General features: G+C 66.5%; 24 protein-coding genes. 17 read left to right on the forward strand and 7 right to left on the reverse strand.

Translation table 11 applies throughout. The annotated features are described in order from the left end of the window. Positions 1 to 47: 47 nt before the first annotated feature. The gene (locus AABQ55_RS18290) at positions 48 to 950 is read right to left on the reverse strand and encodes a LysR family transcriptional regulator (protein ID WP_244766965.1); all 903 of its coding nucleotides are present in this window, start codon (positions 948 to 950) and stop codon (positions 48 to 50) included. Between the two features lie 104 nt (positions 951 to 1,054). Here AABQ55_RS18290 and AABQ55_RS18295 point away from each other — a divergent pair, with 104 nt between their 5' ends. Beyond that, on the forward strand, positions 1,055 to 2,053 hold the full coding sequence (locus tag AABQ55_RS18295) for an aldo/keto reductase (protein WP_272806037.1): 999 nt from the start codon (positions 1,055 to 1,057) through the stop codon (positions 2,051 to 2,053). A gap of 201 nt (positions 2,054 to 2,254) precedes the next feature. Then, complete coding sequence (locus AABQ55_RS18300; protein WP_272806038.1) at positions 2,255 to 2,845, forward strand: phosphoethanolamine transferase domain-containing protein; 591 nt, start codon at positions 2,255 to 2,257, stop codon at positions 2,843 to 2,845. On the opposite strand, the gene ypfJ is transcribed toward AABQ55_RS18300, so the two are convergent. After that, positions 2,829 to 3,767: a KPN_02809 family neutral zinc metallopeptidase gene (gene ypfJ / locus AABQ55_RS18305; RefSeq protein ID WP_244766968.1), complete on the reverse strand. Its 939-nt coding sequence runs from the start codon at positions 3,765 to 3,767 to the stop codon at positions 2,829 to 2,831. The genes AABQ55_RS18300 and ypfJ overlap by 17 nt on opposite strands. A gap of 109 nt (positions 3,768 to 3,876) precedes the next feature. After that, positions 3,877 to 4,398 (reverse strand): DUF2306 domain-containing protein, encoded by a 522-nt coding sequence (locus tag AABQ55_RS18310; protein WP_272806039.1) that lies wholly within the window; start codon positions 4,396 to 4,398, stop codon positions 3,877 to 3,879. Positions 4,399 to 4,488: 90 nt separating this feature from the next. Between AABQ55_RS18310 and AABQ55_RS18315 the strand changes: the two genes are divergently transcribed. The 3 genes from AABQ55_RS18315 to AABQ55_RS18325 all read left to right on the forward strand — a co-directional run bounded on the left by AABQ55_RS18315 (position 4,489) and on the right by AABQ55_RS18325 (position 7,126). Continuing rightward, entirely contained in the window at positions 4,489 to 5,286 is a 798-nt protein-coding gene (locus AABQ55_RS18315; RefSeq protein WP_272806040.1) for a LytTR family DNA-binding domain-containing protein, read from the forward strand. Positions 5,287 to 5,364: 78 nt separating this feature from the next. Then, positions 5,365 to 6,024, forward strand: coding sequence for a dihydrofolate reductase family protein (locus AABQ55_RS18320; protein WP_272806041.1), 660 nt, complete (start codon positions 5,365 to 5,367; stop codon positions 6,022 to 6,024). 70 nt (positions 6,025 to 6,094) lie between these two features. After that, positions 6,095 to 7,126 carry a zinc-dependent alcohol dehydrogenase family protein gene (locus AABQ55_RS18325; protein ID WP_272806042.1) on the forward strand — a complete coding sequence of 344 codons (1,032 nt, stop codon included), beginning with the start codon at positions 6,095 to 6,097 and terminating at the stop codon, positions 7,124 to 7,126. Here the strand turns inward: AABQ55_RS18325 and AABQ55_RS18330 are convergent. Then, positions 7,123 to 8,010 carry a LysR family transcriptional regulator gene (locus AABQ55_RS18330; RefSeq protein WP_064330716.1) on the reverse strand — a complete coding sequence of 296 codons (888 nt, stop codon included), beginning with the start codon at positions 8,008 to 8,010 and terminating at the stop codon, positions 7,123 to 7,125. The genes AABQ55_RS18325 and AABQ55_RS18330 overlap by 4 nt on opposite strands. A 110-nt stretch (positions 8,011 to 8,120) precedes the next feature. Here AABQ55_RS18330 and blaOXA point away from each other — a divergent pair, with 110 nt between their 5' ends. After that, positions 8,121 to 8,927: a class D beta-lactamase gene (gene blaOXA, locus AABQ55_RS18335; protein ID WP_272806043.1), complete on the forward strand. Its 807-nt coding sequence runs from the start codon at positions 8,121 to 8,123 to the stop codon at positions 8,925 to 8,927. Positions 8,928 to 9,080: 153 nt separating this feature from the next. On the opposite strand, the gene AABQ55_RS18340 is transcribed toward blaOXA, so the two are convergent. Beyond that, positions 9,081 to 10,262 (reverse strand): FAD-dependent oxidoreductase, encoded by a 1,182-nt coding sequence (locus AABQ55_RS18340; RefSeq protein ID WP_272806044.1) that lies wholly within the window; start codon positions 10,260 to 10,262, stop codon positions 9,081 to 9,083. 84 nt (positions 10,263 to 10,346) lie between these two features. Here AABQ55_RS18340 and AABQ55_RS18345 point away from each other — a divergent pair, with 84 nt between their 5' ends. The 6 genes from AABQ55_RS18345 (at position 10,347) to fcl (ending at position 18,634) form a co-directional block, all read left to right on the forward strand. Continuing rightward, positions 10,347 to 10,922 carry a TetR/AcrR family transcriptional regulator gene (locus AABQ55_RS18345; protein WP_272806045.1) on the forward strand — a complete coding sequence of 192 codons (576 nt, stop codon included), beginning with the start codon at positions 10,347 to 10,349 and terminating at the stop codon, positions 10,920 to 10,922. 188 nt (positions 10,923 to 11,110) lie between these two features. Beyond that, positions 11,111 to 14,593: a carbamoyl-phosphate synthase large subunit gene (gene carB / locus AABQ55_RS18350; protein WP_272806046.1), complete on the forward strand. Its 3,483-nt coding sequence runs from the start codon at positions 11,111 to 11,113 to the stop codon at positions 14,591 to 14,593. 395 nt (positions 14,594 to 14,988) lie between these two features. Continuing rightward, positions 14,989 to 15,465, forward strand: coding sequence for a transcription elongation factor GreA (gene greA, locus AABQ55_RS18355; RefSeq protein ID WP_024271251.1), 477 nt, complete (start codon positions 14,989 to 14,991; stop codon positions 15,463 to 15,465). 17 nt (positions 15,466 to 15,482) lie between these two features. After that, positions 15,483 to 16,559: a glycosyltransferase family 10 domain-containing protein gene (locus AABQ55_RS18360; RefSeq protein ID WP_272806047.1), complete on the forward strand. Its 1,077-nt coding sequence runs from the start codon at positions 15,483 to 15,485 to the stop codon at positions 16,557 to 16,559. Positions 16,560 to 16,612: 53 nt separating this feature from the next. Next, positions 16,613 to 17,683: a GDP-mannose 4,6-dehydratase gene (gene gmd, locus AABQ55_RS18365; protein WP_272806048.1), complete on the forward strand. Its 1,071-nt coding sequence runs from the start codon at positions 16,613 to 16,615 to the stop codon at positions 17,681 to 17,683. Next, the gene (gene fcl / locus AABQ55_RS18370; protein ID WP_272806049.1) at positions 17,684 to 18,634 is read left to right on the forward strand and encodes a GDP-L-fucose synthase; all 951 of its coding nucleotides are present in this window, start codon (positions 17,684 to 17,686) and stop codon (positions 18,632 to 18,634) included. It abuts the gene before it with no gap. A 101-nt stretch (positions 18,635 to 18,735) separates the two neighbouring features. Here fcl and AABQ55_RS18375 read toward each other — a convergent pair whose 3' ends face one another. Then, positions 18,736 to 19,467, reverse strand: coding sequence for a hypothetical protein (locus AABQ55_RS18375; protein WP_272806050.1), 732 nt, complete (start codon positions 19,465 to 19,467; stop codon positions 18,736 to 18,738). A 113-nt stretch (positions 19,468 to 19,580) separates the two neighbouring features. Here AABQ55_RS18375 and AABQ55_RS18380 point away from each other — a divergent pair, with 113 nt between their 5' ends. After that, the gene (locus AABQ55_RS18380) at positions 19,581 to 21,812 is read left to right on the forward strand and encodes a glycosyltransferase (protein ID WP_272806051.1); all 2,232 of its coding nucleotides are present in this window, start codon (positions 19,581 to 19,583) and stop codon (positions 21,810 to 21,812) included. A gap of 1 nt (position 21,813) precedes the next feature. Next, positions 21,814 to 22,773 (forward strand): mitochondrial fission ELM1 family protein, encoded by a 960-nt coding sequence (locus tag AABQ55_RS18385; RefSeq protein ID WP_272806052.1) that lies wholly within the window; start codon positions 21,814 to 21,816, stop codon positions 22,771 to 22,773. Positions 22,774 to 22,827: 54 nt separating this feature from the next. Here AABQ55_RS18385 and AABQ55_RS18390 read toward each other — a convergent pair whose 3' ends face one another. Beyond that, positions 22,828 to 23,295: an Lrp/AsnC family transcriptional regulator gene (locus AABQ55_RS18390; RefSeq protein ID WP_023516337.1), complete on the reverse strand. Its 468-nt coding sequence runs from the start codon at positions 23,293 to 23,295 to the stop codon at positions 22,828 to 22,830. Positions 23,296 to 23,547: 252 nt separating this feature from the next. Between AABQ55_RS18390 and trxB the strand changes: the two genes are divergently transcribed. The 3 genes from trxB to AABQ55_RS18405 all read left to right on the forward strand — a co-directional run bounded on the left by trxB (position 23,548) and on the right by AABQ55_RS18405 (position 26,340). Beyond that, positions 23,548 to 24,522: a thioredoxin-disulfide reductase gene (gene trxB / locus AABQ55_RS18395; RefSeq protein WP_272806053.1), complete on the forward strand. Its 975-nt coding sequence runs from the start codon at positions 23,548 to 23,550 to the stop codon at positions 24,520 to 24,522. A 112-nt stretch (positions 24,523 to 24,634) separates the two neighbouring features. Next, positions 24,635 to 25,531 carry a LysR family transcriptional regulator VtlR gene (locus tag AABQ55_RS18400; RefSeq protein ID WP_244766984.1) on the forward strand — a complete coding sequence of 299 codons (897 nt, stop codon included), beginning with the start codon at positions 24,635 to 24,637 and terminating at the stop codon, positions 25,529 to 25,531. A 503-nt stretch (positions 25,532 to 26,034) separates the two neighbouring features. Beyond that, positions 26,035 to 26,340 carry an ArsR/SmtB family transcription factor gene (locus tag AABQ55_RS18405; protein ID WP_244766985.1) on the forward strand — a complete coding sequence of 102 codons (306 nt, stop codon included), beginning with the start codon at positions 26,035 to 26,037 and terminating at the stop codon, positions 26,338 to 26,340. Positions 26,341 to 26,350: the final 10 nt, after the last annotated feature.

The raw sequence follows: 26,350 nt of genomic DNA on the forward strand, positions 1-26,350 counted from the left end.
CATTGCAATTTTTTGATGAATTAGTCGCGATCCGCTGATGAAAGGCCTCATTCCGGCCAGGGATGCGCCTTCACGAAATCGACGAAGGCCCGCAGCGGCGCAGGCATCAGGGTGCGGCTCGGATAGTAGAGGAAGGGGCCGGAAAAGGTCTGGATCCAGTCGGGCATGACGACCTGCAGCGCACCGGAGGCAAGGGCCGGCGCCAGGAATTCCTCGAAGGTGCAGACGATGCCGAGGCCCGCCGCGGCGGCATGCTGCTCCACCTCGTTCGATTCGGAGATCAGGCAGGCCGGCGGCATCAGCGAAACCTTCTCCTCGCCCCGCTCGAAGGCCCAGGGCAGCACATGGCCGCTGGCGAAACGGTGCAGGATGCAGCGGTGCCGCATCAGGTCGCGCGGATGTTCCGGTGCCCCGTGCGCCTCGATATAGGCGGGCGCGGCGGCCACGACGAAGCGCTGCCGGCGCGGGCCGATCGGCACGGCGATCATGTCCTGGTGCAGCGCCTCCTCATAGCGGATGCCGGCGTCGAAACCCTCCGCCAGCACATCCACCAGCGCATCGTTGGACGCGACCTCCAGCGTGATGCCGGGATAGGCCTTGAGGAAGGGCGTGGCGATCGGCGGCAGCACGAAGCGCGCGACGATGCCGGGCACGTTCAGCCGGAGGCGGCCGACCGGCCGGTCGCGCAGGCTGTTCACCCCGTCGATCGCCGCCTCGACCTCGGCCAGCGCCGGCGCCAGCCGCTCCAGGAGGCGCGCACCGGCATCCGTCAGCGTCACGCTGCGCGTCGTGCGGTTGAAAAGGCGAAGATCGAGCCGCCCCTCCAGCCGCCGCATCGCCTCCGACAGCGCCGAGGCGGAGACGCCGCGCAGCTTGGCGGCGGCGCGGAAGCTCTTCACCCGGGCGATGGTGACGAAGGCATCGAGATCGGCAAGGGGAATCTGGCTCATTGTTCGAAAAACCGCACGACTTGTTCGGGATGGATCGGATTATCGCACAACCGCGATGGCGGTAAAAGAGCATCGACCGAAAGGCAGCGAACAGGAGAAACCCCATGAAGACCATCACCCTCGGCAAGACCGGCCCCGTCGTTTCCACCATCGGGCTCGGCTGCATGGGCATGTCCGGCATGTATGGCCCCGCCGACCGGGCAGAAAGCATCGCCACCATCCATGCCGCGCTCGACGCCGGCATCACCCTTCTCGACACCGGCGATTTCTACGGCATGGGCCACAACGAGATGCTGATCGCCGAAGCGCTGAAGGAGCGCCGCCGCGAGGACGTGCTGCTCAGCGTGAAGTTCGGCGCGCTGCGCGGGCCGGACGGCGCCTGGAGCGGCTACGATTCCCGCCCCGCGGCGATCCGCAACTTCCTCGCCTACTCCCTGCAAAGGCTCGGCACCGACCATATCGACATCTACCGTCCCTCCCGTCTCGACCCGGCTGTGCCGATCGAGGAGACGATCGGCGCGCTCGCCGACCTCGTGAAGGCCGGCTACATCCGCCATATCGGGCTTTCCGAAGTGGGCTCGGAAACGATCCGCCGGGCGGCGGCCGTCCATCCGATCGTCGATCTGCAGATCGAATATTCGCTGATCTCGCGCGGCATCGAGGACGACATCCTGCCGACCTGCCGGGCGCTCGGCATCGCGGTCACCGCCTATGGCGTGCTGTCGCGCGGCCTGATCAGCGGACATTGGCAGAAGGGCGAAACGGCAGGCGGCGATTTCCGCACGCTGAGCCCGCGGTTCCAGGAGGGCAACATCGACCGGAACCTGGCGCTCGTCGAGGCCCTGCGCCGTGTCGCGGAGGAGAAGGGCGCCACCGTCGCCCAGCTCGCCATCGCCTGGGTCGCCGCGCAGGGCGCCGATATCGTGCCGCTTGTCGGCGCCCGGCGGCGCGATCGCCTGGCCGAGGCGCTGGCTGCGCAGCAGGTCGCGCTCACCGAGGCCGATCTCGCCGCGATCGAAGCCGCCATGCCGAAGGATGCCGCCGCGGGCGAGCGCTACCCGGCCGCCATGCTGGCGCATATGGACAGCGAAAAGCGGGCCTGAGGCCATGGGACGGGCTGCGGCCGCGGCCGGCAGCCCGTTCCCGCTCCAATCCTGTCCGCTTCGGGCGCGACGGGCGGGAGCCGTCAGCGAATTGTCAGCTTCCTCGTGAGAGAAATGCGCGCGATGGGGTCCGCTTGTCATTCGCCGGTAACGGCGCGGGGCGAGATATGTCCTCCGCATGTCAGCGTTCGAGGACCGGCAATGTCATTCCGCTCAGTTCAGGGCCGCTCAGCTCAGCGCCGCTTTCCCGCCGCAAGGCCCGCCTTCGGCAGCCTGGCGGTCAGCCTTGCGACCGGCCTCTATCTCTTCCTTGTCACCAGCCGCGATTTCTGGATGGAGAGCTGGGCCCTGCTCGGCGCCCGCCCCGGCACGCTCGCGCTGGTGACGGGCGGCTTCCTTTGCCTCTTCATCGTCACCTGCGTCGCCGTCTCCTGGAAACGGGTGATGAAGCCGCTCTTCGCGGCGCTCCTTCTTCTCGCGGCGGCGGCGGCCTGGTTCATGGACGAGGACGGCGTCTTCCGGCCGCAAGCCTCTCTCCAGCCGCTCTCCCTTGCCGTTCACATGCTGGTCTTCGGCGGCCTGCCGGCTGCCCTTCTCCTCTGGGTGAAGGTGGTGCACCGGCCGTTCTTCTGGCAGCTGCGCGGCAACCTGGCGATCGCCGTGCCGATGCTCGCGGTCGCGCTCGCCATCGCCCTGACGCACGCGACCAAATATGCCCTGATCGTCGAGGAAGACCTGAAGCTCGCCGACGGCGGCAATGCCGCCGGCGCTTCGATCATACGTCGCCCTTGAACGTGTCGCAGGCATCGACCCGGCCGGTGTCGAAGCCGCGCTTGAACCAGCGGCGACGCTGCTCGGACGTGCCGTGGTTGAAGCTTTCCGGCACGACATAGCCCTGCATGCGCTTCTGCAGCGTGTCGTCGCCGATCTGGGTGGCGGCGTTCAGCGCCTCCTCCAGGTCGCCGCGCTCCAGAAGGCCCTTCTGCTCGGTGTACTTGCCCCAGATGCCGGCATAGCAATCGGCCTGAAGCTCGACGCGGATCGACATCTGGTTGGCCTCCACCTCGCTCATGCGCTGGCGCTGCTGGTTGAAGCGCGGCAGCACGCCGGTGAGGTTCTGCACATGGTGGCCGACCTCGTGGGCGACGACATAGGCCTGCGCGAAGTCGCCGGACGCGTCGAACTTGCCTGCCAGCTCGTCGAAGAAGCTCATGTCGAGATAGACCTTGCGGTCCCCCGGGCAGTAGAACGGGCCGGAGGCCGCCGATGCGAAGCCGCAGGCCGACTGCACGGAGCCCGAGAAGAGCACCATCTTCGGCTCCTCGTAGCGCTCGCCGGCCGACTGGAAGATGCCGTTCCAGGTATCCTCCGTCTCGGCAAGAACGGTCGCCATGAAGGCCTTGGTCTCCTCCTCCTGCGGGGAGGTGCGGCGGCTTGCGCTTTCGGTCTGCTCGAAGCCCGGCATGCTGACCTGCCCGCCGCCCTCGCCCATCACCTGCAGGAGGTCGATGCCCATCGCCTTGAAGACGAAATAGATGACGACGAGGAAGATGATGGTGCCGATGCTCATGCCGCCGCCGGCGCGGCGTCCGGTGCCCATCGGGATGCGGAAGCCGCCATTGCCGCGGCCGAACGGGTTGCTGCCTCCCGCCGAGCGACCGGCTCCGCGCTGGTCCTCGATATTGCTCGACTGGCGACGACCTTTCCATTCCATGGCGCATTTCCCCGAATTGATTGCCGACGAACGCTCACCGCATGAATTCGTTCCTCAGCAACGACTTATAGGGCCTGCCGCGCCGCCATGCAAAACGAAAAGCGGAGCCTCAGCGCCGCCGGAAAACCGTCTCGAAACGCTCCGTCCAGCCCGCCTGGCGCGCCGCAAGGGCCCCGGCCGCAACGAAGAGCATGCTGACGACGGCCGCCGCGAGCACGCTCGCAAAGCCCGAGGCGCCGTCGAAGATCATCGCGCCCATCACCCGGTTCGGCACCAGCGTGAAAAGCCCGGCAACGACGATGCCGCCGAAATACATGCCGGCGACATGGGCGCGGTGCGCGCGGATATCGCGGCGGCGCGCGGCGCGGATCGCAAGGGCGCTTCCGGCAATGACATAGACGGAGAGCAGGTGGACCGGGCTGAAATCGCCGACCGTCTTCAGGTCGTGGATGAAGAAGGTCGAAAAACTCGTCAGCACCATCAGGAGCAGCCAGACCTTGCCGAGGCGGCGATGGGCGGGCGTGCCCTTGGGGCGGGCGAGCAGCACGGCCCCCAGCACCGCCGCCGGCAGGACGGTGGCGACATGGAACTTTACGGCAAAGGGGGCGGCGAGAAGCGGCTCAAGGGTCATGGCGGGCTCCGGGACGGTTGAATTCGCCAGCGTCTTCCGCCATTGATCGGGCCGCCTCAAACGCTTTGGCCCGAACGGACGGAAAACTTCGTGGAACGCCCCCTCCTGCAATCCGCGCTTCGTGAACTGCAGGTCTTCCTCAGTGCCCCGCGCTTCTGGGCGACCTTCGGCGCGGTCGTGCTGATCTTCTGGGTGACCGGTCCCTATGGCACGGCGGAGCGGCTGGCGAGCGTGCCGCGGCTCGGCTTCTGGCTCGTGCTGCACGCCGTCGCCTGGGCCATCGCCGTCCTCGCCATCGTCACCGTCAACACGCTTTTCCGGCAGAGGGTGCCGGGCCTCCTCGCCCGCATGGCGCTCGGCACGCTGGTGGCCGGCGTGCCGGTGGGGCTGGCCACGGAGGCGATCAGTCTGATGACCTTCGGCGGCACGCCCACCCCGGCAAGGATCGCCGAAAGCATCGCCACGGGGCTTCTCCTCTCGGCGCTGTTCTGCGCGCTCACCTTCATGACGATGGGCAGCAAGCAGGCCGAGGCGCTGTCCACCGCGCCGTCGCCGGCCGCGGCTCCGGAAGACCGGGCGGAAATCCCCCTGCTGCGCCGCCTCAGGCCGGAGAACCGCGGCCCCATCCTGCACATGACGGTCGCCGACCACTATACGCAGGTGACGACGAGCCGCGGCCGCGAGCTGATCCTGCTGCGCTTTTCCGATGCGCTGGCCGAATGCGGCGATACGCCGGGCCTCAGGGTGCACCGCTCGCATTTCGTGGCCGACGCCCATGTCGACAAGCTGCTGCGCACGGAGGGCCGGCTGGCGATCCTCCTGAAGGACGGGCAGGAAGTGCCGGTCAGCCGCAGCCGCGTCGAAGCGGTGCGCGCCCGCTGGGGGTAAATTTTCGCGTGTCTGTCGGATCGCCGTCCCGTCCTGCGTCTCTAGATATCAGGCCATCAAACCATCGGGAGAAGATCCATGCGAAAGATCATTGTCGGCGCCTTCGTCAGCCTCGACGGCGTCATGCAGGCGCCGGGCGGACCGGAGGAGGACCCGGTCGGCGGCTTCAGGTTCGGCGGCTGGGTCGCCCCGTTCTTCGACGAGACGGCCGGTGCGACGATCGATGAACTTTTCGCAAAACCCTTCGACCTGCTGCTCGGCCGCAAGACCTACGACATCTTTGCCGCTCACTGGCCCTATGCCGGCGCCGATGATCCGATCGGCCCGCTCTTCGATCGCATCAACAAATATGTCGCGACCCGAAACCCGGCCTTCAGGACCACCTGGCAGAACAGCCATGTGCTCGGCCCGGACGCGCTTGCCGCCGTCAAGGCGCTGAAGAGCGAGGACGGGCCGGACCTCCTGACGCAGGGGTCGACCGACTTTCTCAAGACGCTGTTCGAGAATGATCTCATCGACGAGATCAACGTCTTCACCTTCCCGGTCATTCTCGGCAAGGGCAAGCGGCTGTTCGGCGACGCCTCCTTCCCGCGGGCCCTGACGCTGGTGAATTCGCGCGCCAGCGAGAACGGCATCGTCATCAGCAAATATGCCCGCGCCGGCGAGGTGACGACGGGCTCCTTCGAGTTCGACACGCCGACGGATGCCGAGCTGGAGCGTCGCCGCAACCTGACGTGAAGACGGAGCGGGCCTTGACCGGCCGCGCCGTTGCGGCTCCTATCTCTCCTGGGGAGAACGGGAGGACGGCATGAAAGCGGCGCGGCTGGAGGCGATCGGCGAATTCTTCGTACGCACGGTGGAAAAGCCGGAGCCCGGCCCGGACGATCTTCTGGTCCGGATCGAGGCGGCCGGCATCTGCGGCACGGACCGCCACCTCTTCCACGGCGAGTTTCCCTGCCGGCCGCCGGTGACGCTCGGCCATGAATTCTCCGGCATCGTCGAGGCCGTCGGCAAGGCCGTCATCGATGTCCGCCCCGGCATGCGCATCACCGGCGATCCGAACATCCATTGCGGCCGCTGCGCGCAATGCCGGCGCGGCCGCGTCAATCTGTGCGGGAACCTGCAGGCGATCGGCATCCACCGCGACGGCGGCTTTGCCGACTATGTGCTGGTGCCGCAGAAGCAGGCCTATCAACTGCCGCTCTCGCTGCCGCCGGAGCACGGCGCCTTCTGCGAACCGCTCGCCTGCTGCCTGCACGGCACCGACATGGCCGGCATCAAACCCGGCAGCACCGTCGTGGTGCTGGGCGGCGGGGTGATCGGCATGCTGGTCGTGCAGCTCGCCCGCCTTGCCGGCGCAACCACGGTCATCCTCGTCACCCGCCAGGCCGTGCGCCGGAAACTCGCCGAGGAGATCGGCGCCACCCATTCCTTCGATCCGGGCAGTGGCGACACCATCGAGGGCATAGCCGGCAAGGCTGGCCTTCTGCCCGGCGGCGCCGATGTCGTCATCGAATGCGCGGGCGTTGCCGAGACCGTGGCCGAGGCGCCGAAACTTGCCCGCAACGGCGGCACGGTCGTCATCCTCGGCGTGCTGCCGCAGGGCGAAACGGTGGAATTCGAGCCCTTCGACCTGCTCTTCCGCGAGGTGAAAATCCTCACCTCCTTCCTCAACCCTTTCACCCATGGCCGCGCCGCGGCGCTGATCGCCTCCGGCACGATCGCGGTCGATCGCCTTATCTCCCGCCGCATCGGCCTCGACGACCTGCCGGACGCCGTCGCCAACCCGCCGCGGCCGGGCGAGGTGAAGGTCCTGGTCATGCCGGGCCTGAAGACCTAGCCCAGCCCCTCCTGCGCCACCGCCTCGGCCAGCCAGGCCGAAAAGGCGGCCATGGCGGGGGTGAGGCTGCGCGATTGCAGGCGGGTGAGCCAGTAGCTTCCGAGCGCAAGGCTCGTCTCGAACGGCTGGACGACGGCGCCGGCCGCCAGAAGGCGCGAGAACATCAGCGGCGGGGCAAGGCCGACGCCGGCGCCCTGCAGCACGGCCTCCATCATGGCGAGCGAGGTGTCGAAGACGATGGCATTCTGCGGCGGCGGCGTGCGCGGCAGGCCGGCGGCCTCGAACCAGCGGGTCCATTCGTCGCGGCGGTAGGAGCGCAGCAGCGTCAGGCCGAGCAGGTCCGCCGGCTCCCTGAGATCGCGCGCGACAGCGGGGATGGCAAGCACGGAGAGCGGCGCATCGAAAAGGCGCACCGCATCCGTGCCGTGCCAGGCGCCGGCGCCGAAGCGGATGGCGAAATCGAGCCCCTCGGCGGCAAGGTCGACGCGGTTGTTGTTGGTGGACAGCCGCACCTCCACGAAGGGATGGCGCTCGCGGAACGCGGCAAGCCGCGGCAGCAGCCAGCCGACGGCGAAGGTGCCGACGGCGCCGACCGTCAGGATTTCCCGCACATGGCCGCCGCGAAAGCGCTCCACCGCATCGGCCATGCGGTCGAAACTGTCGCGCAGCACCGGCAGCAGGCTCTCCCCCTCCGCCGTGATCATCAGCCCGCGCGGCAGGCGCTTGAAGAGCACGACGTTCAGCTGCTCCTCCAGGCTCTTGACCTGGTGGCTGACCGCCGCCTGCGTGACATTCAGCTCGATCGCCGCCCGCGTGAAGCTGAGATGGCGGGCGGAGGCCTCGAAGGCGCGGAAGGCGTTCAGCGGCAGATATGGCCGAACCATGGCAAAGCCCCAATTTTCCTAATGGCTGAGACCAGTATTGATCTTTTGCCAGCGCATCAAAGCACTGCTATCCAGAATGCACAAGCCATTCAAATTTCGAGGAAAACGTGATGGACATGCGTCTTTTCGCGGTCGGCATCCTGCTGGCCGCAGGCTTCAGCGCGCCGGCCGAAGCCCGCATTATTTGTACGATCGTCGCCGATGCGGCGAGTGACGAGGTCATCCTGGAAAAGGGAGACTGCGAGAGCCGCGTGACGCCCGCCTCCACCTTCAAGGTGCCGCTCGCCGTGATGGGCTACGATTCCGGCTTCCTGGAAGACGCGGACGAACCGGTCCTGCCCTTCATGAAGGGCGATCCGGACTGGGGCGGCGATGCCTGGCGCCAGCCGGCAACGCCGAAGCGCTGGATGGAGTTTTCCATCGTCTGGTATTCGCAGCGCATCACCGCATTCCTCGGCTACGAGCAGCTGCGCGACTATGCCGATGCCTTCGGCTACGGCAATGCCGACATGGCAGGCGACCCGGGCAAGGACAACGGGCTGGAGCGCGCCTGGATCGCCTCCTCGCTGAAGATCTCGCCGCGCGAGCAGGTGGCCTTCCTGAAGAAGCTGGTGAACCACGAACTGCCGGTCTCCGCCGATGCGATGGACCGGGCGATGGAAATCCTCGAGCGGCGCGACCTTGCCCACGGCTGGGGCGCGCAGGGCAAGACCGGCATGGCCTATCCCCGCAAGGCCGACGGCAATTTCGACTATGCCCGGCCGTGGGGCTGGTATGTCGGCTGGGCCCGCCGCGACGACCGCACCGTCGTCTTCGCCCGCCTCATCCAGGACGAGAAGAAGCAGGAGCCGCGCACGAGCCTGCGCGCGCGGGACAGCATCCTGAAGGAGCTGCCGGGGCTTCTGGCGACGGAGTGAATGGGCAGGCGCGGCAGCGCGCGGCCCCTCACCTGCCTGCCGGCATCCTCTCCCCGCAAGCGGGGAGAGGAGCGATGGGTTCGCCGTTTTCCCCATTCTCCCCGCTTGAGGGGAGAAGGTCCCGGCAGGGGGATGAGGGGCAAGCAACGCAGCCTAGCGTCGGGGAACCATCCCGAGCCCCTTGCGGGCGAGGCCGGAGAGGTTGAGCGCCAGCTTGCGGCGGAAGACCGGCGATGCACCGAGAAGGCGCAGGACGAGGTTGCGCAGGATACGGCCGGCAAGGCTGCGCATGGTCGCGATCCGCGTCAGGCGGTCGGCGAGCGCCAGCACCTCCGCCGCGGCGGGACGGCGTTTCTCCTCATAGAGGTCGAGAGTCGTGTCCGGCGCCCTGCCGGCGATGACGTCCGCCAGCAACTGTCCCAGCACGACGGCATCGACAAGCCCCGTATTCATGCCCTGCCCGCCGGCCGGGCTGTGCACATGGGCGGCATCGCCCATGACGAAGAACGGGCCTGACCGATAGCGCGCGGCGACGCGGTGATGCACGCGGAAACGCGAACTCCAGAGGACCTCGCGCACGCGGCCCGGCGACTTGCGCGGGCCGCGGGCATCGAGCAGCGCCTGCACGAAAGCCGCGTCCGGCGCTTCGGGGGCATCCTCGACGGGCGCCACGATGCGGTAGCGATTTGCCGGCAGCGGCGCGACGACGCCCATGCCTTCCGGCGAGAAGAACAGCGTCACCTCCGTGCTCAGGGCCCAGTCCATATGGACATCGGCAAGGACGAAGGAACCGGCAGCGCTCTCCCCGTCGAAGGCGATGCCCGCGGCCTCGCGCACGACGCTGTGCATGCCGTCGCCGCCGACGACATAACGGGCGCGGATGGCCTGCGGCCCCTCCGGCGTCTCGACATGGACCACCGCCCCCGCCGCATCGCGCTCGATCCGCGTCGCCGTGACGCCCCGCGCGACGGCGCCGCCGAGGCTTGCCAACCGGTCGGCAAGGATCGCCTCGGTCTCGTCCTGCGGGATCATCAGGATCTGGGCATAGCGCGACGGCAATGTGGAGAAATCGAGCTCCAGCAGCGCCCGGTCATGGTCGCGCAAGGCAAAGCGGGTGAGCGGCAAGCCGCGGCGCTCCAGGTCTTCCGTGACGCCGAGCCGTTCCAGCACCTCCAGCGTATGGGCATGGATGACCGCGGCGCGCGAGGTGTTCTGGCCGGCCGCAAGGCGGTCGACGATGACGGGCCGCACGCCCGCCTGTTGCAGGGTGACGGCGAGCGCAAGGCCGGTCGGCCCTGCCCCGACGATCAGCACATCGGTTTCCTGCGGCAGCATGGTTCGCACTCCATAAAAATCAACATGTGTTGACTTTTATGCCGGGCGCTTGAATTTGTCAACACGCGTTGGCATTTTCTGACCATGACTGATTCTCCCGCGAAGAAAACCAAGTCCGACCGTACCCGCGAGGCCATTCTCGAAGCCGCACGGCTGCTCTTTGCGCAAAAGGGTTATGACGGCACGACGGTGCGCGACATCGCCGCCGCCGCCGCGATCGATCCGGCCATGGTGATCCGCTACTTCGGCGGCAAGGACGCGCTGTTCGCCCGCGCGGCGGATCTCGATCTGCGGCTGCCCGACCTCACCGCCCTTCCCCGCAACGCGGTGGGCGAGGCCCTGGTGCGGCACTTCCTCACGGTCTGGGAAGGCGACGGCGGCACCACCGCCTTGCCGATCGCCCTGCGCTCGGCCGCCTCGAACGATCTTGCCGCCGCGCGGCTGCGGGAGATCTTCGCGACCCAGGTCGCTCCCGCCATCGCGCGGCTTGCCGGGCCGGATGCGCCCGCCGTCGCCGGCCTCGTGGCGACGCAGATCCTCGGCCTTGCCTTCACCCGCTATGTGCTCAAGCTGCCGCCCGTCGTGGCGCTGCCGCGCGAGCGCCTCGTCGCGGAAGTCGGCCGCTCGATCCAGGCCTATATCGACGGCGCGCGGCCCTGAGGCAACCGGCGCGAAGGGCCGGCATATTTCCTGTCGATTGGTCCATTTTCGGGGTTCCGCTCGCCTCCGCATTTGCCTATAAGCCGCTTCTAGCCTTGAAAGACCTTTTTTGCGCGCCCGGCCGGTGAACCCATCACCATGCCGGTTTTTTCGCGCACGCGGCCGAAGCGAAGAGAACGGATAGAGAGATGCCTAAGCGCCAAGATTTGAAATCGATCCTCATCATCGGCGCGGGGCCGATCGTCATCGGGCAGGCCTGCGAATTCGACTATTCCGGCACCCAGGCCTGCAAGGCGCTGAAGGAGGAAGGCTACCGCGTCATCCTCGTCAACTCCAACCCGGCGACGATCATGACCGATCCGGGCCTCGCCGACGCCACTTACGTCGAGCCGATCACCCCCGAGGTCGTCGCCAAGATCATCGCCAAGGAGCGCCCCGACGCCCTGCTGCCCACCATGGGCGGCCAGACGGCGCTCAACACCGCCCTCTCCCTCAAGCGCATGGGCGTGCTCGACCGCTACAATGTCGAGATGATCGGCGCCAAGCCGGAAGCCATCGACAAGGCCGAGGACCGCGCGCTCTTCCGCGAGGCCATGGCCAAGATCGGCCTCGAAACGCCGAAATCGATGCTGGCGAACGCCACCGAGATCAAGGACAAGGACCGCAAGGTTCATGAGGCCGAGCGCGCCAAGCTGAAGGCCGAGCTTTCCGGCGATGCGCTGGACAAGGCGCTGGACGAGCTGGAAAACCAGTGGAACCTCGGCGAGACCGACCGCAAGCAGCGCTATATGAGCCACGCCATGGCGATCGGCGCACAGGCGCTCGACGAGATCGGCCTGCCCGCCATCATCCGCCCGTCCTTCACGCTGGGCGGCACCGGCGGCGGCATCGCCTATAACCGCTCGGAATTCTTCGAGATCGTCAATTCCGGCCTCGACGCCTCGCCGACGACGGAAGTGCTGATCGAGGAGTCGGTGCTCGGCTGGAAGGAGTACGAGATGGAGGTCGTCCGCGACAAGGCGGACAACTGCATCATCATCTGCTCCATCGAGAACATCGACCCGATGGGCGTGCACACGGGCGATTCGATCACGGTTGCCCCTGCCCTCACCCTGACGGACAAGGAATACCAGATCATGCGCAACGCCTCGATCGCGGTGCTGCGCGAGATCGGGGTTGAGACCGGCGGCTCGAACGTGCAGTTCGCCGTCAATCCTGCCAATGGCCGCCTCGTCGTCATCGAGATGAACCCGCGCGTCTCGCGCTCCTCGGCGCTCGCCTCCAAGGCGACCGGCTTCCCGATCGCCAAGATCGCGGCAAAGCTCGCCATCGGCTACACGCTGGACGAATTGGAGAACGACATCACCGGCGGCGCGACCCCGGCGTCCTTCGAACCGTCGATCGACTATGTGGTGACGAAGATCCCGCGCTTCGCCTTCGAAAAATTCCCCGGCGCGGAGCCGACGCTGACCACCGCCATGAAATCGGTCGGCGAGGTCATGGCCATCGGCCGCACCTTCGCCGAATCGCTGCAGAAGGCACTGCGCGGCCTCGAAACCGGCCTGACCGGCCTCGACGAGATCGAAATCCCGGGCCTTGGCGACGGCAACGACAGGAACGCCATCCGCGCCGCCATCTCCACGCCGACGCCGGACCGCCTGCGCATGGTCGCCCAGGCGCTGCGCCTCGGCCTTTCGCTGGAAGAGGTGCACGAGGGCTCGAAGATCGACCCGTGGTTCCTCGAGCAGTTCAAGGCCATCGTCGACATGGAGGCCCGCATCCGCGAACACGGCCTGCCCGAGGACGCCGAGAACCTGCGCATGCTCAAGGCCATGGGCTTCTCCGATGCGCGCCTCGCCACCCTTTCGGGCAAGCGCCCGAAGGAAATCGCGGAACTGCGCAACCGGCTCGATGTGCGCCCGGTCTTCAAACGCATCGACACCTGCGCCGCCGAATTCGCCTCGCCGACCGCCTATATGTATTCGACCTACGAAACCCCGTTTGCCGGGGCCACGCGCTCGGAAGCCGGCATTTCGGATCGCAAGAAGGTCGTCATCCTCGGCGGCGGCCCGAACCGCATCGGCCAGGGCATCGAGTTCGACTATTGCTGCTGCCACGCCGCCTTCGCGCTGAAGGATGCCGGCTATGAGGCGATCATGGTCAACTGCAACCCGGAAACCGTCTCGACCGACTACGACACGTCCGACCGGCTCTATTTCGAGCCGCTGACGGCCGAGGACGTCATCGAAATCCTCAAGGCCGAGCAGACCAACGGCGAAGTCGTCGGCGTCATCGTGCAGTTCGGCGGCCAGACGCCGCTGAAGCTCGCCGAAGCGCTGGAGAAGAACGGCATCCCGATCCTCGGCACCGCGCCCGACATGATCGACCTTGCCGAAGACCGCGACCGCTTCCAGAAGCTCCTCCAGAAGCTCGACCTTACCCAGCCGAACAACGGCATCGCCTATTCGGTCGAACAGGCGCGCCTCGTGGCCGGCGAGATCGGCTTCCCGCTCGTCGTGCGCCCGTCCTACGTGCTCGGCGGCCGCGCCATGCAGATCATCCATTCGGAAGGCCAGCTCCAGACCTACCTGCTCGACACGGTGCCGGAACTGGTGCCGGAAGATATCAAGCAGCGCTACCCGAACGACAAGACCGGCCAGATCAACACCCTGCTCGGCAAGAACCCGCTGCTCTTCGACAGCTACCTGTCGAATGCCGTGGAGGTCGACGTCGATGCGCTTTGCGACGGCAGGCAAGTCTTCGTCTCCGGCATCATGGAGCATATCGAGGAAGCCGGCATCCATTCGGGCGACTCGGCCTGCTCGCTGCCGGTCCACACGCTGTCAAACGAGACCGTCGACGAGCTGGAGCGCCAGACGAAGGCGCTGGCCAAGGCGCTGAATGTCGGCGGCCTGATGAACGTGCAATACGCCATCAAGGACGGCACGATCTACGTGCTCGAAGTGAACCCGCGTGCCTCGCGCACGGTGCCTTTCGTGGCGAAGACCATCGGCGCGCCGATCGCCAAGATCGCCGCCCGCGTCATGGCCGGCGAGACGCTCGACGCCGCGATTGCCGCCTATGGCGAGAAGCCCGACCCGCGCAACCTGAAGCACATCGCCGTCAAGGAGGCCGTGTTCCCCTTCGCCCGCTTCCCGGGCGTCGATACGCTGCTTGGGCCTGAAATGCGCTCGACCGGCGAGGTCATCGGCCTCGATACCGACTTCGCGCTCGCCTTCGCCAAGTCCCAGCTCGGCGCCGGCGTCGACCTGCCGCGCGAAGGCACGGTCTTCGTCTCCGTGCGTGACGAAGACAAGGACCGCGTGCTGACGGCTGTGCGCCTGCTGACGGAAATCGGCTTCAAGGTCATGGCGACCTCGGGCACCGCCCGCTTCCTCGCCGAAAAGGGCATCGAAGCGACCAAGGTCAACAAGGTGCAGGAAGGCCGCCCGCATGTCGAGGACGCCATCCGCAACCGCCAGGTCAGCCTCGTCATCAACACGACGGACAGCAACAAGGCGATCTCGGATTCGAAGTCGCTGCGCCGCGCCGCGCTGATGCAGAAGGTGCCCTATTACACGACCATGGCCGGCGCCGAAGCCGCCGCCCAGGCGATCAAGGCCCTGAAGCAGGGCCAGCTGGAAGTACGACCGCTACAGGCCTATTTCTGAAACTGAAACGCGCCGTCGAAAGCCGGGCGAGGCCCGGCTTCAGGCTGCTCGGCGGCCGCGCGGATCCTCGGGTTGAACCCGAGGATGACGGCAGCCGGTGGGGCGATGTGTCATCAAGCCCGGCCGTGCATCGCCCGGCTTTGTCATGCGCACCCAACCGCCGCGGCCTGCACGCCTCCCGCGATAAGCGGCAGGCCGCAACGCGGAGTGATTGTTCCCGCTTCTGTGGGCGAAAGTCCGCCTGCGGCGAAAAAACTGGCTTTCGGACGACGCAATCTGCTATAAGGGCCGTTCAAACGCTTTCGACGGTTCCGGGGATTCCTCTCCGGAGACCGTTTTCTTTTGCGTTCGCGCAGGCGGGAGCCTGGGCGGCGCGGGCTGAAGGACGGGATAAAATGGTTGAAAAGGTACCGATGACTCAGGGCGGTTTCGTCAAGCTGCAGGAAGAACTGCGCTGGCGTCAGCAGGAAGAGCGTCCGCGAATCATCGAAGCGATCGCCGAGGCACGCGCCCATGGCGACCTGTCGGAAAACGCCGAGTACCACGCCGCCAAGGAAGCCCAGAGCCACAATGAAGGCCGCATCACGGAGCTGGAAGACTTCGTCGCGCGCGCCGAGGTTATCGACCTTTCCAAGATGTCCGGCTCCAAGATCAAGTTCGGCGCCAAGGTGAAGCTCGTCGACGAGGACACCGAAGAGGAGAAGGTCTACCAGATCGTCGGCGACCAGGAAGCCGACGTGAAGCAGGGCCGCATCTCCATCTCCTCGCCGATCGCCCGCGCGCTCATCGGCAAGGAAGTCGGCGATTCGATCGAGGTGAACGCGCCGGGCGGCTCCAAGGCCTACGAGATCCTCGCTGTCACCTGGGGGTGACGGACAAGGCGAGCCCCATGCTTTCCACAGGGAAGAACGGCACCGCCGCGACGGTGGTCAAGGTCATGGACCGGGTCAACCGGACCCACGGCATAAGCCCCCTTGCCCGGCAGGTGCCGTCCGGCTTCTCCGCGACGCGCGGCCTCGCCTTCACCTTCGATCCCGAGGCGCGCGACTACGACTGGCTGGCGGTCTACGAGAACCTGCCGTCGGCCGGCAGCGAGCGCCGCTCGATGCGGGTGGAAGAGCTCGCCTGTGCGCCCGAGAACACCATCCTCTTCACCACGGAGCCGTCGGGCATCAAGATCTACGGCCGCGCCTTCACGCGGCAGTTCGGCCATGTGGTGACGAGCCAGGAGCCCTTTGCGCTCCACCATCCCGGCCGCATCTGGAGCCAGGCGGGCCTGCGCTGGTTCTACGGCGAAGGCAGCCGCCACCTGATGACCGCCGACGAGATCGCCGGCCATTTTCCGGAAAAGACCAGGGTCATCGGCACGGTCTGCTCGACGAAGCGGCAGGGCCACACGCTGCATCGCCTGCGCTACGATTTCACCCAGGCCATGGCCGCTCGCATGCCGGATCTCGACGTCTTCGGCCGCGGCCATACGCCGGTGGACGACAAGGCGGAAGCGATCGATCCCTACAAGTACCATATCGCCATCGAGAACCACCTCGCCCCGCACCACTTCACGGAGAAGCTGGCCGACCCCTTCCTCGGCCTATCCCTGCCCTTCTATTTCGGCGCGCCGAACGCTGCCGATTATTTTCCGGCCGACAGCTTCATCGCCATCGACATCCGCAAGCCGGACGAGGCGTATCGGATTATGCGCGAAGCGATCGACAACAACGAATATGAGAAGCGGCTGCCTGCCATCCGCGAGGCGCGCCGGCGCGTGCTGGAGGATCACAATCTCGTCGCACTGATCGCCGATGTGGTGGAGAAGAACGGTACCAGGCCGAAAGGCGACGGCAAGGCCGTGCTGAAGAGCCAGCGCGCGGCGCGGCAGGGCCACCCGCTGCTGACGGCCGGCGATTTCCTCTTCCGCGAGGCGCTTCACCTGAAAAACCGCATTGCCGGCCTGCTGACACGCTGAACGGCTCCGACAAAGGCCTGCTCTAAAACCCGCATTCATCCTGGAGAACAGACGTGTCCAAGAAACCGGTGGCTTTGATAACGGGTGTGACGGGCCAGGACGGCGCCTATCTCGCGCAGTTGCTGCTCGACAAGGGCTATATCGTGCACGGCATCAAGCGCCGCTCCTCCTCCTTCAACACGGGCCGCATCGAGCACATCTACGAGGATCCGCACGAGCCGGACCCGCAGCTTTTCCTGCACTACGGCGACATGACGGACGCGACGAACCTCGTGCGCATCGTGCAGCAGACCCAGCCGGACGAGATCTACAACCTCGCCGCCCAGAGCCATGTGCAGGTGAGCTTCGAGACGCCGGAGTATACGGCCAATGCCGACGCCATCGGCACGCTGCGCATGCTGGAGGCGATCCGCATCCTCGGCCTCGAAAAGAAGACGCGCTTCTACCAGGCCTCCACGTCCGAGCTCTACGGCAAGGTGCAGGACGTGCCGCAAAGCGAGACGACGCCCTTCTATCCCCGCTCGCCCTATGCGGCGGCGAAGCTCTACGCCTACTGGATCGTCGTCAACTACCGCGAAGCTTATGGCATGCATGCTTCGAACGGCATCCTCTTCAACCATGAAAGCCCGCTGCGCGGCGAGACCTTCGTGACGCGCAAGATCACCCGCGCCGTCGCCGCCATCACGCTCGGCCAGCAGGACCAGCTCTTCCTCGGCAATCTCGACGCCAAGCGTGACTGGGGCCATGCGAGGGAATATGTGCGCGGCATGTGGCTGATGCTGCAACAGGCGGAGGCCGACGACTACGTGCTGGCGACCGGCGAGACGACCACCGTGCGCCAGTTCGCCGAATGGTCCTTCGCCGAGGCCGGCATCACCATCCGCTGGGAGGGCAAGGGCATCGACGAGAAGGGTTTCGACGCGGCGACGGGCAGGCAGCTCGTTTCCATCGACCCGCGCTACTTCCGCCCGACGGAGGTCGATCTCCTGCTCGGCGATCCCTCGAAGGCCGAACGGGTGCTCGGCTGGCGCCATGAAACGGGCGCGCACGAGCTTGCCCGCGAAATGGTGCGGGAGGACCTGAAGCTCATGCGGAAAGACTTTGCGGAAAAGGGCCGTCCCTGAATGTACGACCTTGCGGGAAAACGCGTCTTCGTCGCCGGCCATCGCGGCATGGTCGGCAGCGCCGTCGCCAAGCGGCTGGCGGCCGATAACTGCACGGTGCTGACCGCGCCGCGCGATGCGGTGAACCTGGAGCGCCAGGCGGATGTCGAGCGCTTCTTTACGGCCGAGCGGCCGCAGGCGGTGGTGATGGCGGCGGCGAAGGTCGGCGGCATCCTCGCCAACGACCGCGCGCCCGTGGACTTCCTCCAGCGCAATCTCGCCATGGAGATGAATGTCATCAAGGCGGCGCACGAGGCCGGCGTCGAGAAGCTGCTCTTCCTCGGCTCGAGCTGCATCTATCCGAAATTCGCGGACCAGCCGATCACCGAGAGCGCGCTCCTGACCGGCGCGCTGGAGCCGACCAACGAATGGTACGCCATCGCCAAGATCGCCGGCATCAAGCTCTGCCAAGCCTATATGAAGCAGCACGGCGCCCGTTTCATCTCGGCCATGCCGACCAATCTCTACGGCCCGAACGACAATTTCGACCTTGAGACCAGCCATGTGCTGCCGGCGCTGATCCGCAAGGCGCATGAGGCGAAGCTTGCCGGCCTCGACCATGTGACGATCTGGGGCACCGGCTCGCCGCGCCGCGAATTCCTGTTCAGCGAGGATTGCGCCGATGCGCTGGTCTTCCTGCTAAAGCATTACGAGGACTACGAGCACGTCAATGTCGGCTCGGGCGAGGACATCGCCATCCTCGACCTCATGACGCTCGTCGCCGAGGTCGTCGGCTTTACGGGCCGGATCGAGACCGATCCCTCCAAGCCGGACGGCACGCCGCGCAAGCTGATGTCGAATGCCAAGCTGGCGGCGATGGGCTGGAAACCCGCCACGGAGCTCCGCGAGGGCATCGACCGCGCCTATCGCTGGTATCTCGACACGCTCGGCCGCCAGAGCATTTCCAGCTGAAGCGAAGTCGCTTCGGCGTCGGATAATGCGGCAAAAACAAGAATCCAGAACATTTTCGGTGAACCGGAATTCACCGAAAATGTTCTAGAGGCCGGCGCGCCTCAGCGCCAGTTCTCGTCGATCCAGCGCGTCGGCCGGACGTGCTTGTAGGCCTTCTTCCACCAGGCCTTCACCGGCCATTGGCCGATCACGGCCTCGTCGGGGTCGGGCTTGCCGGTGAACGCGACGATGCGGGTGCCAGCGGGCAGCGGCACGTCCTTGAAGAAGTTCAGCGGCCAGCGCGGCAGGAGCGTGTGCTTGAAGCTGACGCACCATTCCGCCGGCCAGTAGGTCATGGTGTCGACCGCGGCGGAGACGTAACGCTGCGAGATCGTGTGCTTGTTGATCTTGGCGTCCGGATCGCGGACGAAATCGTCGTAGATATGCGTGTTGGTGCCGACCGTCCAGCGATAGACCGAGGTGTTGCCGATGCCCTGGCCGGGCTGCGTCCAGTTCTCGGCGATGCAGAACTTGCCCGGCGCATAATCGAAGAAATCGTCGAGCGGCCCGGTGATGACCACGTCGAGATCGACGAACAGCACGTCACCTTCGAGGTCTGCCAGCGGGGCCTGCCAAAGCGAGATCTTGCGCCACGGCTTCCAGGCGACGCGCTCGGGAATGGTGATCGGCGGCAGCGGGAAGACGGAGACCGCGGGATCGATGCCCTCGGCATCCTCCGTGAAGCAGACGAGCCGCGTCGGACGCACCGTGTTACGCTTGATCATGGACCACAGGCGGTTGACATAGTCCGCCGGATAGCGCGTGCCCCATTTCATGCATACGATCGTCTGCATCCGCATCATCTCCTCTGGACCGCGCCGATTGAGCGCCGGCGCCTCCATAGACCATATCGCCGGCCGGTGGTAGGAGTTCCGCGAACACGCCGCATTTTCGAGCCCCACATCCCATGAACATCCTCATACTCACGCAATGCTTCCCGCCGGTCGTCGGCGGGATCGAGAACATGATGGGCTCGATGGCGCTTGCCCTGCAGGAGGGCGGCCACACCGTCACCGTGCTGGCCGACGACGATCCGGACGCCGCGGATGGAAGCCGCCCCTACCGCATCAAGCGCTTCTCCGGCTGGAAGCCGCTGCGGCGCTGGCGCAAGGCGCGGGACGCCGCAAGGCTTGTCCGCTCCGGCACCTACGACCGGATCATCACCGACACCTGGAAGAGCGCCGAGAATCTCACGATAGACACCGTTCCCGTCACCGTGCTCGCCCATGGCATGGAGTTCCCCGCGGCCCCGTCGCGGCGCAAGGCGCGGCGCATCCTGGCGGCCATGGCCAAGGCGAGGGACGTCATCGCCAATTCCAGCTTCACCGCCGGCCTTGCCGCGCCCTATGTGGCGGCCGGCCGGGTGCGCACCGTCACCCCCACCGTGCCGGCGCAGGCGGCGGCCGATCCCGAGCGGCTGGAGGCGCTGCGGAGGGCCTATGGCGACGGCTTGCAGGTCGTGACGCTCTGCCGGCTGGAGCCGCGCAAGGGCGTGGACCGGCTGATCGAGGCCGTCGCGGCCCTGCATCCGGCCTATCCCGGCCTGACCCTGCACGTCGCCGGCGACGGCGCGGACCGCGCCCGGCTCGAAGGCCTCGCGAAAGACGCCGGCATCGCCGACGCGGTCATCTTCCACGGCCGCGTGTCGGACGCGGAAAAGGCCGCCCTCCTGGCACGCGCCGACGTCTTTGCCATGCCCGCGCGCCGCGAGGGCAATTCCGTCGAAGGCTTCGGCCTCGTCTATCTGGAGGCGGCCTGGTATGGCGTGCCGGCTCTTGCCGGCCGCGACGGCGGGGCGGCGGATGCCGTGCACGACGGCGAGACGGGGCTTCTGTGCGACGGCGCCGATCCGGCCTCGGTGACGGCGGCGCTGGACGCGCTGCTCGGCGACCGTGACTTCCGGCTCCGGCTCGGCGAGAATGCCGCCCGCCATGCCCGCGAACAGACCTGGCAGCACAAGATCGAGGATTTCCTGATGCCTCCGCCGGAAGCACAGACGACCACCGGACCGCGCGTTCTCCAGCTCCTCCCGGCCCTCGGCGATGGCGGCGTGGAACGCAGTGCCGTCGAAATGGCCGGCCATCTTGGCACGCTCGGCCTGCCGAACTGGATCGCCAGCGCAGGCGGCCCGCTCGTCGCCGCCGCGGAGGCCGCGGGCGCCAGGCACGTCACGCTGCCGGTCGGAAAGAAGTCGCCTTTTTCCGCCATTTCGGCCGCACGGGCCGTCGCACGGCTGGTCGATGCCGAGGGCATCGACATCATCCATGCCCGCAGCCGCGTGCCGGCCTGGGTCGGCCTTCTCGCCTGCCGCCTGGCGCGCCGGCCGGTGCGTTTCGTCACGACCTTCCACGGCGTCTACAGCCACGGCAACGCCCTGAAGCGCTTCTACAACAGCGTCATGCTGCGCGCGCCGCTGGTCATCGCGAATTCCGGGTTCATTCGTGACCACATCGTCACCGTCTACGGTTTTCCGCAGGCGCGCGTCGTCGTCGCACCGCGCGGCGTCGAGCCGGAGCTCTTCGATCCCGCCGCCATATCGGCCGAAACACGGGCGGCCCTGCGCAGCGAGCTCGGCGCCTCGGCTGACGGCCCGCTGGTGGTGATGGTCGGCCGCATCACGCGGTGGAAGGGCCATGCCGTGCTGCTGGAGGCCGCCGCCCGGCTCGATCGTCCCGGTCTTCGCCTCGCCTTCGTCGGCGGCGGCTCGGACGCGCTGGTCGCCGAGCTCCAGTGCGACATCGCACGGCTCGGCTTCGACGGCCGCGTCACCTTCACGGGCAGCCGGCGGGATATTCCCGCGATCCTCGCCGCCGCCGATCTTGCGGTTTCGGCCTCGACCGATCCGGAAGCCTTCGGCCGGGCGGCGATCGAGGCGCAGGCAATGGGCACGCCTGTGATCGCCACCGATCACGGGGGCAGCCGGGAGACGGTCCTGCCCGGCAGGACCGGCTGGCTCGTGCCGCCCGGCGACGCCGCCGCGCTTGCCGACGCCCTTGAAGAGGCGCTTGCCGACCCGGGCCGTCTGAAGGCCATGGGCGCGAACGGCCGGGCGCATGTGCTCGCCAACTTCACCACCCGGCAGATGCTGGAGAAGGAGTTTTCCGCCTATGAGCGGCTGATGGCGGGGCCGCGGCGCTGAGATGGCGAAGGGCGCCCCTCCCGTCGTCTGGGTTCTGACCGACGGCAAGGCCGGCGACGAGCAGCCGCTGATCGGCCTTGCGGAGGCCATGGGATCGGTACCGGTCCTGCGGCGCGTGGCGCCGCGGCGTGCTTTCACCTGGCTGATGCCACGGGGCCCGATCGACCCGAAGGATGCGCCCGCGAAGGCCGGCTCGCCGCTCGCCCCGCCCTTTCCGGACATCTGCCTTGCCACGGGCCGGCGCGCGGTGCCCTATCTGCGCCGGCTGAAGGCGCTGGCGCCCGCGACCTTCTGCGTGCTCTTCAAGGATCCCCGGACCCGGCGGCACGGCGCGGACCTTCTTATCGTGCAGCAGCATGATGCGCCCCGCGGCGCAAATGTCCTCGTCGTCACCACCGCGCCCAACCGGCTTTCCCCGGAACGGCTGGCAGACGCGCATGCCGCCTTTGCGGAGGCGCTCGCCCCCCTGCCCCGACCGAGGGTCGCCGTGCTCGTCGGGGGCGACAGCCGGCACCATCGGTTCACGGACGCCGACAACGACCGGTTCCTTCGCGGTCTCGAAGCAAGGCTGGAGGATGGCTGCGGACTGATGATCACCACGTCGCGCCGCACGCCGGCACCGCTCGCCAACGCCCTCTCCGGCCTCGGCAACCGCCCCGGGGTGCGCTTCTGGGACGGGACGGGGGAGAACCCGCTCCTTGCCTACCTCTCATGGGCGGACGAGATCGTCGTCACCGCCGATTCGACCAACATGGTGGGCGAGGCGGCCGCGCTGGGCGTGCCCGTGCAGATCTTCCACCCGTCCGGCGGCCATGCGAAGATCGACAGGCTCATCGCCGCCCTGTCGCAGGAGACCGTCATCTGCCGGTTTCCGGAGGAACCCGCGCACGGCCATGCCAAACCGGTCAATTCGACGCCCGGGCTGGCGGAGGAAATCCTGAAGCGCTGGCGGGCGAGCTAGAGTTCCGGCGCAATTCCGGACGCAGAACCGCTTCGCACTTTAGCTGGTATTGCGCTAAAGCTCGACCAGCCCGACCTTCTTGACCTGGCGGATCGTCAGCATGGTGCGCACGGTATCGACCTGCGCATTGGCGGTCAGTTCCTCGATGACGAAATCCTGGAAGCGCGTGAGGTTTTCGGCGACACAGTGCAAGAGGAAATCGCTGTCGCCCGAGACCATCCAGGCCTGACGCACCATCGGCCATTCGCCCGTCGCGGCGGCAAAGGCCTTGAGGTTCGCCTCCGACTGGTGCTTGAGCCCGACCATGCAGAAGGCGACGAGGTCGTAGCCGAGCGCCGGGGCGTTCAGCATCGCGGTATAGCCTTCGATGATGCCTGCCTCCTCCAGCTTGCGCACGCGGCGCAGACAGGGCGGCGCGGAGATGCCGGCACGGGCGGCGAGCTCCACATTGGTCATCCGGCCATCGGCCTGAAGCTCCTTCAGGATACGGATGTCGATGGCGTCGAGTTCGGCACGAAACATGGGAGTTTTTGAAACCTTTCAGGGCGGCGACCGGAAGTGACCCGAATCGCCCACATCAGCGCAACATTGTTACCGCAAGCGGCACAAATATGTCACGCGCCTTCGCTTGCCTGTTAGCAAAGCCTTGCGCGCACTTGAAACTCACGGCACTCCCTTCATAAATGAGGGTCGAAAAACGACACGCCGGCCAATGCCTGCGCGCCACCCGCGCGGATTGGCCCATTGGGGCGGAAGGCCCCGGAAGGAACGACCATGTCCACCCGCCACGTCAAGGTGCTGATCATCGGCTCCGGCCCCGCCGGCTACACCGCCGCCATCTATACCGCCCGCGCCATGCTGGAGCCGGTGCTGATCGCCGGCATGGAACAGGGCGGCCAGCTGATGATCACCACGGATGTGGAAAACTACCCGGGCTACGCCGATCCGGTGCAGGGCCCGTGGATGATGGAGCAGATGCTCAAGCAGGCAAGCCATGTCGGCGCCGAGATCGTCAACGACCTCGTGACCCATGTCGACCTCGACGTGCGCCCCTTCCGTATCTCCACCGACAGCGGCGCCGAATGGACCGCCGACGCGCTGATCATCGCGACGGGCGCCAAGGCCAAGTGGCTCGGCATCGACACGGAGCACAAGTTCATGGGCTTCGGCGTCTCGGCCTGCGCCACCTGCGACGGCTTCTTCTATCGGGGCAAGGACGTCATCGTGGTGGGCGGCGGCAATTCGGCCGTGGAAGAGGCGCTCTACCTCTCCAACCTCGCCAGGACCGTGACGGTCGTGCACCGCCGCGACAGTTTCCGCGCGGAACGCATCCTTCAGGAGCGCCTGTTCGCCAAGGAGAACGTCAAGGTCGTCTGGGACCATGAGGTCGTGGAATATCTCGGCGCCGATCCCAAGCCGCCGATGCCCGCCTCCGTCAACGGCGTGAAGCTGCGCAACGTCAAGACCGGCGAGACGCGCGACATGGCGACGAACGGCGTGTTCGTGGCGATCGGCCATGCGCCGGCGGTCGAGCTCTTCAAGGGCAAGCTGCGCCAGAAGCCGAACGGCTATCTGTGGACGGCGCCCGATTCCACGGCGACGGACGTGCCGGGCGTTTTTGCCGCAGGCGACGTCACCGACGATATCTATCGCCAGGCGGTGACGGCGGCCGGCATGGGCTGCATGGCGGCCCTCGAAACCGAAAAATACCTTGCAGGTCATATGCCTGTCGCAATTGCGGCCGAGTAGAAGCCGCCAACAAAGGGTGGCGGGATAGTCCGACCGCCCGCGTGGGAACAGTTGAATCAGCGACCGGGCGGGAAGCACGCGCTCCCCGCCACAAAGACATATGGGGGTCAGAATGCCGCTCGATTGGGACAAGCTGCGGATCTTTCATGCCGCGGCCGAGGCGGGCTCGTTCACGCATGCCGCAGACAAGCTGCATCTTTCTCAATCGGCCATCAGCCGCCAGGTGAGCGCGCTGGAGCAGGATGTCGGCATCAAGCTCTTCCACCGCCATGCCCGCGGCCTCATCCTCACCGAACAGGGCGAGATCCTCTACCGCACCGCGCACGACGTGCTGATGAAGCTCGAAAGCGTGCGCGTGCAGCTGACGGAAAACACCGAGAAGCCGAGCGGCAAGCTGCGCATCACCACCACGGTCGGCCTCGGCCAGGGCTGGCTGACCGACAAGGTGCAGGAATTCCTCGCGCTCTACCCCGACATGCAGGTGCAGCTCATCCTCGACAACGAGGAGCTGGACGTGAACATGCGCCATGCCGACTGCGCCATCCGCCTGCGCGAACCGCAGCAGTCGGACCTCATCCAGCGCCGGCTCTTCACCGTGCACATGCACATCTATGCCGCGCCCTCCTACATCAACCGCTACGGCGAGCCGCAGTCGATCGACGATCTCGACAACCACAAGATCATCACCTTCGGCGAGCCCGCGCCGAGCTACCTGCTCGATGTGAACTGGCTGGAGATCGCCGGACGCGATTCCGACAATCCGCGCCCTTCCGTCTTGCAGATCAACAGCCAGACCTCGATCAAGCGTGCCTGCCTGCTCGGCATCGGCGTCGCCATGCTGCCCGACTACATCGTGGGGCGCGACCCCGGCCTGCTGCAGTTGCCGCTGAGCGCGGATATCCCCTCCTTCGACACCTATTTCTGCTATCCGAGCGAGATGAAGAATTCCGCCAAGCTCAAGGTTTTCAGAGACTTCATCGTCGCCAAGGCACGCAACTGGAACTTCTGAGGGAGCGGATTCGGTAGGCCTGCGTCCCATGCATGGCTGGCATGCACATTAAATGATTGATGTATGCCCATAAAACCATCATATCGCACGCAGCTGATGCACTTTGGTGGCTTTTTCCTCCCAGTGCCACCGCACCAGCTGTTCCCCTCTGGAGGTTTTATTACCTTCAAAACTATAAAGGGCCCAAGTTGACCTTGCGGCCCTCTTTTTTTGCCTTCCGTTAACCAAGACGGAATTTTCACGCTTCCTGCAAAACTTGGCACGCGTTTCCCTTGAAGAAGCGGCCCGTCTCCCCCATATTCAATTCAGCCGACGCACTTGCGGTCTTTCTCCTCCCAGTGCCGCGCGTTGGCTGTTCCCCTCTGGAGGTTCTAATACCTTCACACCTGCAGGGCCCAAGCTTCGCTTGTGGCCCTCTTTTTTTGCCTGGACCTCTTGCATCGGAAAACGGCGAACCCAATATCGTTGATATACGATATATTCATCGCTGAACCACGATTGACATGACCGAGCTCGACGCCGACGAAATCCTCAAGGCCCTCGCCCATCCCAAGCGGCTGGAAATCCTCGCCTGGCTGAAGGAGCCGCAGCGGCATTTCGCCGGCCAGGAGCACCCGCTGGATTTCGGCGTCTGCGCCGGCCAGATCGAAAAGCGCTGCGCGCTCTCGCAATCCACCGTCTCCGCCCATCTTGCCACCCTCCAGCGCGCCGGCCTCGTGACGACGCGCAAGGTTGGCCAATGGGTGTTCTTCAAACGCGACGAGGAAAAGATCGCGGCCTTCCTCCACCACATCAACCGCTCGCTTTGAGCGCTCTCCC

The sequence above is a fragment of the Shinella sp. WSD5-1 genome (assembly GCF_963942435.1).
Taxonomy (GTDB): Bacteria; Pseudomonadota; Alphaproteobacteria; order Rhizobiales; family Rhizobiaceae; genus Shinella; species Shinella yambaruensis.